The organism is Fluoribacter gormanii, assembly GCF_900156395.1.
Classification (GTDB): Bacteria; Pseudomonadota; Gammaproteobacteria; order Legionellales; family Legionellaceae; genus Legionella; species Legionella gormanii.
Genome location: NZ_FTNL01000008.1, coordinates 76852 through 89516 on the forward strand (window position 1 = coordinate 76852; position 12665 = coordinate 89516).

A 12665-nucleotide genomic window follows, 5' to 3' on the forward strand; every position below is an offset into this window, starting at 1 on the left:
CTTAAATGCTCATCCATTGCTTTACCAGGAGCACATTCTTCTGGACAATAACCGTTATGCCGCTTTAGGTAAAAACTCTTATTAATAATCAAGAGCATTTTGTTTCTCGATATTATCTAATCGCTCTGCTTAAGCTAGCCCATTTTGATTCTTAATTTTTAGTAGGTCGGGAAAACTTGCCCGACCAATATGGTTAGAAAGTATAATTTCTCTCTTTTTCCTTTTCCGGCTCTTTTTCTTCACGCTTTCTTGTATTGTTGACATTAGTAGTGTTAACTGGATTGAAAAAAAACAATGTTTGACTAGTAGGACAAGGTCTAGATACAGGTTGATAAATATAACCCAATGTTGCTGATTTATTTTCTCTAGGTGGGGGAGCTATTCTCATCTTGATCTGTTGTAATTCAGGAGCTAACCCAATGATTAGGTTTATGTACATAGGATAAAGTGTTTGACTATCCAAAATAGTACGATTAACAACAGGACTGTCTGATTCAGAAGAAACAGCACTCATCATGATTGCATTATCATGTTCAACATAATTTCTTAATCGCTTTAAGTTTGAGTAATTCTCCTCTAAGAAACTGTTTTTTTGATAAGCATGTAATTGACGAATAATTTGCAGGTGTTGCACTAGCTGACCAAAATTATACTCAAGAGCCGCACGCAATATCGGTTTAGCCAGCAGTCTTAAAGCAAGGATTTCTCCATGTTTTTGTAAAGGATAATCTTCCAAAATAGATAACTCTTCGGTTAGAAATTCTCTCATGTTATCTAGAGCCTCTATAGCCGCATTAATCCTGTCTAAAGGACTTAGAGTATGACCTTCATCCTGGTGTTTTTTAGCAATTTCAACGATACTCCGAAGAGTATCCAATCCCTTTATTTTGTTTTTTTTCTCCATTTCACGTTGTTTAGCCTCTTCCTGTATTTTCCTAAGCATTTCTTCTCGCTGGCTTTTTTTCAGCTTAGGTGGACTTAAGGCATTCCTCATGATCTGACTTAACCTTGTAAAACTCTGGGAATCCTCTTTTTTCGTGGGGAAATATGCTTGTCTGAATTGTCCTTCTTCTTTGGTGGTCAGCGGTGATTTTTCTTCGCCCCGCAAAATTTTGCGCCACAAATCTTCTACTTCTTGCGGAGCATTCTTTCTTATCAGAAAACCTATAAAAAATTCTTCATCTTCTTTGGACGTTAAGAGGCTTTTAGCATTTCTTTTTGGGGATGATGCAAATTGTTCCGCAGCTTTTTTTTCTTGTGCTTTATAAATATTTAACCAATGTTCTTGAAAGTTTCCTTCTAAAACAGAGGTTTTTTGTTCACGTAATAGCAAATTATCCAATAAAAAGATAATAAGCTCTTTTAATTCTACCTGAACTATTTGCTTCAACTGGTGAGGGTCTTGAAGCAAAAGATCCACGACATATTTATTATTATCTTGATCCTGATGAACAATAATATTCCTTAAACTGACAAGATCTTCCCAAGAGACCGACTCATTATAGGCACTATAAAAATTCTTTCCTGTTAGATATTCTCCTAGTTTTTGCAAATACCTTAAAGCTGCGTGCCGGCCTACTTTTGAAGAAAAATAAAGGAACGTATCTTTGTATTCATCTATCTTGGGTTTAGAATTTCTTGCTTTATCAATGGATTGATTAACAAATGACAACAAAGATAAAACATTTTTATACGTATTGGTATCTATTAGACGCTGTGTTAAAGCTTGTATATTAAGTAAAGAAACAGGTTGGATTAAACTATCAGGCCTTTTTGCATCTAATTCGGCTCTCATTTTTTCTACGCATTCCTTTAAAATCGGAAGGTCTTTCTCGATGATATCAGGAAGTGCGTGAATAAGAATGTCACCAGTATGAGCCAACTCATTAACCAATCGGTTAAGCGCTGAAAAATAGCATTTCTTTTTTTCTACTTCACTTGAACTAATGGCGCTTAGATATTCTGTGTCTATTAGCAAGGAATTTTCCGTGATATCTTCCCCCATTAAGCCACCAAACTGCTCAAATGTTATCCAGGTAAAGGGGGCAGGAATAAATAATTTGCTGTATTTATTCAGGGTGTCATCAGATACATGGTATAGCGTTTGGCACATCTGCAAAAGAAGCTCCCTAGCAGAGCTAACTCCCCAGTTTTCAAGAACCTCTGCATGAAAATCATCCAATTCAATATCGACAGGGATTGCAATACCCTTGTTGCCGCGATATTTTAAAAGAAAATTAATAATTAAAAGAACATGCTCTAATTGTTGGAGATCACGAGGAATATCTTGAGTTCCTTTTACTTTCGCTCCAAATTTCAAGGCTTTATTCCAAGAGACAAGTAAATCATCAGTGTCATCATCGTAGGATGAGGTAAAATGTATTCGCAAAAAATCTCTAGCGGACTCAATTTCCCGTGGATTGTTTAGCCTATCTTCTGTGCTAAGAGGTGTTTTTTGTGGAATAACAGATGAGGCTTTCTGAAATAACTTAAAATTTACCTCTTTTCGTAAATTAGAAACTGCCCGAACTAGAGATTTATTTGTAAAATAAACTTCAGAATAGTGTAGGGGTTCCACCAACTTTAAAGCCGCGTCGTAATTTCTTTTTTTTGTCAATGAAAGAGCCTGCTTACATATTCGACCCATTTCATCATTGCTTTTAGCCAAATTAGTTAACTCTTCAACTATTTTTTGGTGACGCAGATTAGAAGGATTTGTTTCTTTCTTTGTAAACATAATATAAACCACCGAATTATTTTTAAAAAAAAGTATAACCTTTAATAAAATTCCTAAGAATTGCTTCTGGCAATACTTATGGTTCCATTCTACCTGCTTAAGGCACTGCCGCTAAGTTAACCCACGAGCGGCCATATCTGTTAAGTAAGAATGACATAAGACCTTGACTGATTAATTTTCTTCAACAAGACTGGATTTGCCAACAATTAAGGTTCTTGGGAAGGTATTATTGCCAAGAGAGAGCTGTGAATAGGCTTAAGATCACATCGTACAAATATCTTGTATTAGCCATTAAGATTTTTAAAGCGGCATAATATTCCATAAAACTTCTAATGAGTCAATAAAAAGACAACATGCTAAATTCCAACTAAAATTTGGTACGAATTAAACTCACTTGCGCTACTTCACGTATAATTCTGGTGATGGATTGTATGCCTGGATCACCCATTGTTTGAATATAAGTGGGGTGTCTTATCTCTTCAGCTATATTGGGCTCACAATGATTCAAAATCTGTTCAATTAGTTTTTTGTAGTTCGCTTTAAAGTTTTCGCCACAATTTAAAAAAACTATTTTGCGTAAAAATAGCGCATTTGGTATAATTTGGATTACAATTGTGGAGCACTTAATGATAGACTACCTAATTAATCAAAAAGGAAACCAAGCTGCAATTCGCAAGCAGCTAGAGGATGTAAATCTTAGCCCAATAGGATTGTTTGAATTTAGCGTTGACGAAAAAAAACTTTTAATGTCGTCCAAACGTGTGCTGGAGTATCGATTCGAATTCGAAGATTTGATAAAATTTGTCGATCTTTTTCATCAACAAATTCTAAAACTAAAAGAACAAATAACCGCAGCTTCCAATCAGAATGAAAATCAAACAATGCGTGGAAAATATCTGTTTCTATTAGAGCAATATGCGCGTATGTTGGATCGCGTCATCGAATTAATACCAGAATGTTCAGGACAGAGTGAACGTATTCAGTACCAAAAAATGATTTACTCCAAACAGCTAGAGCTTACCAATGATATCAGAGTCGGCTTTAATCTGGACTTTGTACTCCCCTATACGCAATTGGAAGATGGAATCTTTGAATGTCAGTATGCCTCACCGAATCCAGACTCGGGCATGGAATCAGGTAGCCCTAAAATCCAAGACAGCAATTCATCTGCCGAAGAGCATTCACTTGATCTTTCTAATTTATCTACAGAATATAAAGAAGCTTATCAGACAAAATACAGTCATTCGCTTTTTAGTTTCTTCGTGTTATCTGTCAAAAATAGATTCAAACAAACTTCTAGAGAGAAGGAAATTCAATTTTTAGAAGAACTCCAGAAATTTTGTCAAAACTTAGATCCTAAACAGGCCATGTCACTGAAGAGTTTCGCTGTGCAGCTAGTGCTTAGCCGTATTAAAGGTGAAGAAATTTTCGGAAACAACAGCCTCTTAGCTCAGTGCCTTGAGAAGAAACTACCTAAGCCAAATGAGGAGGTTAAATTGGATTCCATTGATCAGGAAACTTTTCTTTATGTATGTCAAAAAAATAATTTAAAAATTCCAGAAAGCCTCAGCAACTATCAAATGCAAGCTGAAAGGATAGCATTGGATCCTCGGCCAGAATTTTAATTTTTGGCTGACCCATCAGTAATTTTTAATGATGACGATTAGGGTTTATTGGCACAACCGTTGGAATCCTAATTTATTTTGTACGCTTTGCCAAGGCTTCTTTTTTTAATATGTTCTTCATGGTTTTATAACCATTTTTCTTATGTTGTTCTATAGTTTCTCTTGAAAAATCAGAATCCCATGCATAAGGTTCATTTTTGCCTACTTCACGTATAATTCTGGTGATGGATTGTATGCCTGGGTCACCCATTGTTTGAATATAAGTGGGGAATTGCCTTATCTCATCAGCTATATTGGGCTCACAATGATTCAAAATCTGTTCAATTAGTTTTTTGTAGTTATTGATAAGATCAGTTGTATGTATGTCTTTTCTTATTTTTTCTGAAAATAAAATCTCATCTTTTCTTGAAAGAACTTCAATCATATTTTTAGGGAGGGGGCGATTTCTTGAATAAAGCTCAACGATATAGATCTTTTTGTTGGCTCGGCCACAGACATCAAGTGTTGAATCAATTGGGGTGTTGGTTATGATTCCACCATCCCAGTAATGCTTATTATTAATTGTTGTCCATGGAAATCCCGGAGGCAGGCTTCCACTGGCAAGTATATGATCGGGAGTGATGTCATCCGTATAACTGTCAAAGGTTTCAAATTCAGATGTTTCAACGTTAACTGCCATCACCAGCAGGCGGACGGGACTGTCTTTTAACTTATCAAAATCGATATATTTGCGTAAGAGATCTTTAACATATGAAGTATCGTAAAAACTTGTCCAGTGAATTGGTAATTGATCTGCACTAAAAACTGGCATAGCCCATCTTGGAAGGAAAAAGTTGGGCGCCCCCCAAATCATAGCATGCCAGGAAGAGAGAAGACGTCGAGCTTGTTCATCGGAGACACTAATATCCAGAGCGAGATCATTCCAAAAGCCCTCCAAGGCTTCGGTAGCATGTTTGGGATTTCCGGCAATAATTGCCGAATTAAATGCACCTATAGAAATTCCAGAAACAATATCCGGGTAAATTCCATGTTCCTCCATTGCTTTAACAACGCCGCACTCAAAAGCACCAAGAGCTCCCCCTCCTTGCAGGGTAAGGATGGTTTGAATTGCAATTTTTTCGAGAGAGAAGTTAATATCAACAAGCTTTTTCTTATGAGGTTCTATATTAACTCGGTTGATAATCAGTGATTCTGCCGCTTTAATTTCTTCTATAGGGCGTCCAGAAAAAAAGGCACCTTGCAACAATCCATCTTTTAGATAAAACAAGGCACAGTTTTTTTCTTCAATTGAACCTCTTACTATTCGTTCCGTGGCATCAACTGTATCACCGATTATTACAATGTAATTATCAAATGCGTGAAGATTAAAATAAGAGGCGCTGATGTAGCTTTTTCTCATTCCCATCATATTTAATGCTGCAATTTTTCCTTGTTTGATGGCGTTATCTACTCCTCCATTTCGGTGACATCTCCTAAATACTGGATCGTAAAAATTAGCAACATCACCGGCAGCGTAAATCCCTTCTTTATTGGTTTGCAGGTATTGATCGACAACAATGCCATCATCGATTTGAATTCCACTGTCTTGAAGGAATTCTGTAACAGGGAAGTATTTATCGGTAATGACTACAAAGTCACACGCTAGAATTTTTCCTGTATTTGTTTCTACGGATTGAACATGCTTTTTACCATTAAATTGTTTTATTGTTTCATGAAGAAGTACTTCAACCCCATTGTTGGATATAAAAGCAGCTACCTCAGCAGAAGAACTTACATTATACAAATGGAACTCTTCTGCGATGATGGTTACTTTTAGATTTTTTTTAATCAATAAAGATGCGATCTCAATGCCAATATAACTTCCTCCCACGATAACTGCATTTTTTGCATGTTCTATTTCATTAATAAGTGGCTGTGCATCAAGGAGCGTTTTAAGATAATAGATTTTATCGAGTTTGCTTCCAGGCAGGTCAACTCTTCTAGGGGCGCAGCCTGAAGCAATAAGCAATTGCTTAAAATAAAAATTTCCAGCATGGTCTGTTCTGACAATTTTGTTTTTGGGATCAACGGACAAAGCGTTTGTGTTGAGCAAAACATCAATATCATTTTTTTTATAGTAACTCTCATTGAATATAGTGAATTGTTCTTTTTTGCGCTTTCCAGTCAAGTATCCTCTGGCCAGCTGAGGGCGCAGGTAGGGAAGGTAAGGCTCATCTGATAGCATGGTAATGCTGCCAGTAGCGCCTTCTTTTCTCAACGTATCGGCGGTAAGTGCTGAAGCAAGGCCGCCACCAAGAAGTAAATAATCGACTGTTTTTGTCATCTGTTGTTTCCTTTTAGTCAATGACAAGTATGCGGTTTATGTCAGCGAAACTACCTGCTACCTGCTATTTTTTTTAAATATAATCAATAAGCTCTGAAATAAGTATTACCTTAAATTATATACCTTGGAAATATGAGTAAAGCGAATTCCAAGAGAATTTTTATTTTCAATTGATTAAGGAAATAAAGAAAATTCGATCATAGAAAAGTGAATGGAGCAACGTACTGTCTTTATGAGTAAATACCAGGATTACTCAAAAGACAGTATTAATGATGCGTTTTAGGCGTGTAAAGTAAGGCTCAAAAACAATCCCTGGAACGAGAAGTTATTTGTCTCATTACCTGCAATACGTTGAGGACCTAAATTGGCTACACCCGTTGGACCTGCTGTAAGACCAGTAAACCCTCTTAGCGTGTCCATTGCGCTTAGATATTCACTAATTTGATATCCGACTGCAGCAGTCCATGTTGCTGTATTCGTAAGTGCGTGGGTATAGTCCAATCCAATCTTGCCGGTGATGTTATTCACAACACGGTTACGTTTAGGCCAATTAAAACTAAAGTTATTGCCTAGAAAAACCTCTGAGAATGACTGCATGGAACCGGCCATAAGCGCGTAATCAAAATAACCAAGCAAACCAAAGCCATGGCCCAATTCGTAATGGCCATCAAGGCTGAATAAAGGACCAGCACCACTAAATTTGCTTGTAACCTGTCCTGGTGCTGCAAAAGATAAGTTATGCTTAATTTGTGCATAACGAACCCCTAGTGAGGGACGTATTTTAAACACCCCGGAGGTATCGCTGTATTTCCTGCCGGCACGAATATCGGCTTGATCTACTCTGTAAGTTAAATAAGCATCACTGACTAAGGTAGGAAGAAAGTCTCTAGGGATAAAAGCATCAGGGAATAAGATGCTTCCAAATAAAGCTGATCCGTTGGCAAAAGTATTTATTGCGTGTGTTTTATTCTTTAAATAGAGATAATTGACTTCAATATTATTTGCAGACATTGGTATATCATAACCAACAGATACGCTGCCAGCCCATTGATAATGGGGATCAAATGGTTTGCTTTCAGCTTGAGCGCCACCAGGGACATTAAATAACCAGCTGTCAGTGACTAATCCAAGGCCTGTTTCGCTTGGTTGCACGTAATAACCAGTACCGCTTACATAAAGACCACCAGGGTTTTTAAAAGCACAAAGCATACTGGTACAAACAGGTCCATCTTTATCAATGTATTTGGGAAGAGGGGCGGAAGTAGAATAAACTGTATTTACAACACAAAATCCGGCTAAAACTAATGGTAAAAACTTCAATGTCATAATTCACTCCTGTAAGATTGACGCAATACCTTACTTTTTTTATTCGCCAAACTCAAGAGGGATTTATTAATATAAATAAAAATTAATTGAAATCAATAGAATAAGAACTTGTGTTGGAGAAAATGGGGAAAAACAATCCACTTAATCGAGATGGTCTAGCGGAAGTGTAGTTGTTTCACAAATGGTTCTTAGTATAAAGCTTGATTGAACACTAGTAACCCCATTGATTCGTGTCAGTTTGTCTAATAAGAACAATTGGTATGCGTTTAGATCGGGCACGATTACTTTTAAAACGTAATCTGCAGATTGGCCTGTAATTAAATAACACTGAACTACTTCAGGAAGAAAACGAACTGCTTCTTCAAATTGACTCATGACTGCAGGCTGATGACTATTTAATCCAACTAAAACAATCACAGATAACTTTAAACCCAATTTTTCGGGTTCAAGAAGAGCAACTTTTTTCTTAATATAGCCATTATCTTCCAACAATTTGACGCGACGAAGGCAAGGAGAAGGGGATAACGCTACCATATCTGCAAGTTCTTGATTGTTAATTTGACAATTTGATTGAAGAATGTCTAATATTTTCTTGTCTGTACGGTCCATAATTTTTTAAAAATAACATGAATATTTTAAATATTAGCATTTTAATTCAAAAATTGTTATTAAATTAAAATTAAAATCTAAATAATTAAAATAAAACCCTATATTTGCAATAAAATTTCAAAACAAATGCATTAAAATGTTTTCTAATGCATAGGTTGTAATCAATATGCGTATATTAGCTGCTTGTTTTCGAGGATTTTTATGTCTACATCACGTGTTGTTGCCTGGTTTGTGTGGCTTATTGCATCAATATTTTACGCATACCAATATGTTCTAAGAGTGATGCCCAATATCATGATGGATGATATTACGTCGAAATTTCATATTGATGCGACGGAATTTGGGCAATTTTCTGGTGTTTATTATCTTGGCTACTCTTTAATGCATTTGCCAATTGGGATTATGTTGGATCGTTTTGGCCCAAGAAAAGTAATGACTTTATGCATTCTACTTCCTGTTCTTGGTTTGCTGCCGCTTATTTTTGCTGATCATTGGATGTATCCTCTCATAGGAAGGGCACTTATTGGCATTGGATCATCAGCTGCAATTTTGGGCACATTTAAAATTATACGTATGACATTTAAAGAGGAACACTTTTCTCGAATGCTTAGTTTTTCAGTGATGATAGGACTCATCGGTGCTGTTTATGGTGGCGGTCCAGTGAGTTATATGTGCAATGCGGTGGGTTATAAAATGGTCATTGAAGTATTTATCGCGATTGGCCTCGTGCTTGCATGCGTGACTTATTTTATTGTCCCAGATGAGAAGCCTACTTATCACACATCTGTCCTTGCCAATATCAAAACGGTTTTTACCAACAAGAAAGTCATTTTGATGTGCTGTTTTGCAGGATTAATGCTTGGTCCTCTGGAAGGTTTTTCTGATGTATGGGGTTCTGGCTTTTTAAAACAGGTATATGGTTTGAATACATCAACAGCAAACTACTTACCTTCAATGATTTTTATTGGTATGTGTTTTGGCTCCCCAGTTTTAAGTCTGATTGCAGAAAAATCAGGATATTACCTGGGAACAATCACCGCCGCAGGAATAACCATGTGTGTGGTTTTTACGGCACTTGTTGGAGGCATGTTAAACGTATCCAGTATCACGATATCTTTTATATTGGTCGGTATGTGTTGTGCTTATCAGATTCTGGCTATTTATAAAGTTTCTACTTATGTTCCAGAGCACCTTGCAGGCCTCACTACGGCAATTGCTAATATGATCATCATGATTTTTGGTTATGCGTTCCATACAATTATAGGCTTTGTAATCAATGTGAATGGCGGCATTCGTGAAGCCGGAGCTTTTGTATATGGAATTGGCGTTATCCCTGCGACCCTAGCTATAGGCGTTATCGGTTTTCTACTTCTAGCATATCGAGAAAAAAGCACTGTAAAAAAACTTTACCCTGTAGAATCCCTAAGTTAAGGTGATTATCCAATCCTCAAAATATCAAGATTTTGCAACTGCCATGAATTTTACTTCAAGGCAGTTGGTCAAATAGTTGGAAAATTTCTCGATATCAGCTACTATTTTAACAGTTAACAATCGATTACAAATGTTAACTGTTATCATTCAAATGGGCCGTTAGCTCAGCTGGTAGAGCAGGAGACTCTTAATCTCTTGGTCATAGGTTCGAACCCTATACGGCCTATCAACTTTTTACTAACTTGCTTTGATAATCTCAAGAAAAATTTAAGGATCATGGATTTTTATTTAACCAGACAGTTTTAAGACTGGCTGAACTGTTGTGCCTATTCATGTGAGTTATGCTTGCAGAAAATAATCATAAAAATTCTATGACTATCTACTGCAAAATCTTCGTTGTGAATTTTAATTTGTCTTTGATTTTAGAGGTAAAGACGTTTGAGAGGTTTCATTTATGGAAGATTGATCAATAGGCTCTCTGCCTAGATCATCTTGAGGAATCTCAGAAATGCATATTCGTATACTGTTTCCTTTAGATGATAGAGGTATCTGTAGGTCAATTTCAGGCAAATTATCAGCAGAAGTTGGTGCCATTGCAGGTGACATTTTCTGATCCCTATAAAGCGCATAAAGAGAACTAAGGACTCCATTAGTCAATGCCTCTTGATGTGATTTTAGATCGAGTTCAGCTCCATCTAAAGAAGCAAGAAGAGCTCGTGCTGCAGCAACTTTTTGATCTCTGTGGATGCCTAAATTTAAAAAATTCAAATATTCTGGACCTGATTTTCGATCATCAATATAGGTATTTAGAGCTTTTTTTAGAAAATCATTTTGAACATTTTTATTACAGCATGGGATTAATCGAGCTAACGGAGAATCAGGTTCAATTTCTTTTCTTGTTAGTTTTGTTCTGCCTAATAACGATGGGATTAATTCGTGGTGATCATTGAGGCAAGCTAAATCCAAGGGAGTAAAACCTCTCTCGGAGCGTATATTACAACTTGCAGAATGAGCAAGAAGTTTTTCCACGGCATCTTTTTTGCCGCTTAAGCAGGCGAAATGCAACGGAGTTTCATTACTGCTATTAGCCTGGTTACAATCTAATCCTTCATTCAAAAGCAATTCGATTAAGTCTGAATTGCCGCTTAATGCGGCTCCATGAAGCGCGCTGTGATTATTTGCATTGAGTTCGTCTATTTTCGCGCCATTTTCTATAAGCAGTTTTGCTAATTCAATGTTTCCTGTAACACAGGCCTCATAAAGCGGGGTATTACCCATACTATTTTTTTTGTTGATATCAACGTTGGGATAGTTTTGAAAAAAATCTTGCGCAAACAAAAGGGTTTCTGGAGTGGAATTTTGTACATTGGCAAGGCAGTGGAGTACATTTCCCAACGCAAAAGTATTATTCGGATCAAAAGATGGGTGTTGTGAAATGTCCTTGGCAAGGTCGAAATTTTTGTTCAAGATGGCGTTAAAAATTGCAGAGATTGGATGTTGGGGTTTATTCACATTCATTCCTGGGATTGTAAGCAAATATTTAGCCGCATCAACACTATCTATCGCTGCGGCGGTAGACAAAGCTTCGCCAAGGGCCAGATCCAGATTCAGATTGGAATGTTGGAAATCGATGCGCTTTATTACTGCTACATCGTTGGTTTGAGCCGCCGTTCTTAATAAAGAAAAGTTACTCTTGTCAGTGACTACATGGGTTATGGAGCTAGTAGCCCTTAATTCTTCGAGATCCAGAGGATTGTTTTGGTTAGTAAAAATTGAGGTAGAAAGAACAAGTGGTTCCGGTTCAGTGAACCAGTCCTGCCAAGAGTCATTTATAAAAGAACTATTTAATTCTTTTGCGAGTTCTTCGCTAGTATATTTTCTCCCCATCTTATCCAAATGATTGGTATCGATCAGTTGAAATTCATCATTTCCAAGGACACGAACAGCCACAGAGTGTGAATTTGCACCGAAATTAATTGCAACATCAGTTCGGTCTTTAAGTTTATCACTTATGTTTTTAAGGTAAGAGGTTAATTCTGCACGCGTATATTGGTCGGTAGTACGGAAAGCGAGATCAAGACCACCAAGATCTTCCAATTTTTTAGATTGTATATATTGACTTACTTCCATTTCATGATGCTGGCCCAGGAACTTACCTCCCAGTGCCTCCTTTGCCACATAGGGTTTTAAATAGAAGGTGATGTTATCGAATAATGCTGGAATCTCAACTAAAGCTTCTAGATTGTTATTGATTTGCACCCCTTGTTTTATCATATCACGTACTTGATTAATTCTCTTTAACAGATCATCTGGCATATCAGCATATGTTTGGAGAATTCCCAATCTTCGATTGAATGTGTTCAAATCTCCACAGCATACGGCCTGGGTCCACATTGCAGTAAAGCCCTTGCATAATCCTCTGTCGGAAATTGAGGTATAGCCGAGACGGTGGGCAATATTGATTAACTGAGAATGCTTCATTGAAACTTTTCCAGCTTAAGATATATTAATTATAGGAGATTATTGTCAAATTTTTTTATGTGAGTCATAGTAGTCCATGACTACCTATCGCCAAATAATCTTTGGTGAATCTTAATTAAATGTCTTTGGTTTA

7 protein-coding genes and 1 tRNA gene are annotated in these 12665 nt (G+C 36.8%); 3 read left to right on the top strand and 5 right to left on the bottom strand.

The genetic code is table 11. From position 1 onward, the window contains the following. Positions 1-193: 193 nt before the first annotated feature. On the bottom strand, positions 194-2737 hold the full coding sequence (locus tag BW930_RS06845) for a hypothetical protein (RefSeq protein WP_058468672.1): 2544 nt from the start codon (positions 2735-2737) through the stop codon (positions 194-196). Between the two features lie 572 nt (positions 2738-3309). On the opposite strand from BW930_RS06845, the gene BW930_RS06850 reads away from it, so the two are divergent. Further along, positions 3310-4362 (top strand): hypothetical protein, encoded by a 1053-nt coding sequence (locus BW930_RS06850; protein ID WP_131756853.1) that lies wholly within the window; start codon positions 3310-3312, stop codon positions 4360-4362. A 73-nt stretch (positions 4363-4435) separates the two neighbouring features. Here the strand turns inward: BW930_RS06850 and BW930_RS06855 are convergent, their stop codons facing one another. The 3 genes from BW930_RS06855 to BW930_RS06865 all read right to left on the bottom strand — a co-directional run bounded on the left by BW930_RS06855 (position 4436) and on the right by BW930_RS06865 (position 8620). Beyond that, complete coding sequence (locus BW930_RS06855; protein ID WP_058468674.1) at positions 4436-6685, bottom strand: FAD-dependent oxidoreductase; 2250 nt, start codon at positions 6683-6685, stop codon at positions 4436-4438. A 279-nt stretch (positions 6686-6964) separates the two neighbouring features. Then, positions 6965-8011 (bottom strand): Lpg1974 family pore-forming outer membrane protein, encoded by a 1047-nt coding sequence (locus tag BW930_RS06860; RefSeq protein WP_058468675.1) that lies wholly within the window; start codon positions 8009-8011, stop codon positions 6965-6967. A gap of 141 nt (positions 8012-8152) precedes the next feature. Then, the gene (locus tag BW930_RS06865; RefSeq protein ID WP_058468676.1) at positions 8153-8620 is read right to left on the bottom strand and encodes an Lrp/AsnC family transcriptional regulator; all 468 of its coding nucleotides are present in this window, start codon (positions 8618-8620) and stop codon (positions 8153-8155) included. A 201-nt stretch (positions 8621-8821) separates the two neighbouring features. Here BW930_RS06865 and BW930_RS06870 point away from each other — a divergent pair, with 201 nt between their 5' ends. Both BW930_RS06870 and BW930_RS06875 read left to right on the top strand, forming a co-directional pair. Then, positions 8822-10051: an MFS transporter gene (locus BW930_RS06870; protein WP_058468677.1), complete on the top strand. Its 1230-nt coding sequence runs from the start codon at positions 8822-8824 to the stop codon at positions 10049-10051. A gap of 153 nt (positions 10052-10204) precedes the next feature. After that, positions 10205-10277: transfer RNA gene (locus BW930_RS06875), tRNA-Lys, on the top strand. A gap of 179 nt (positions 10278-10456) precedes the next feature. Here BW930_RS06875 and BW930_RS06880 read toward each other — a convergent pair. Continuing rightward, entirely contained in the window at positions 10457-12532 is a 2076-nt protein-coding gene (locus tag BW930_RS06880) for an ankyrin repeat domain-containing protein (protein WP_058468678.1), read from the bottom strand. Positions 12533-12665: the final 133 nt, after the last annotated feature.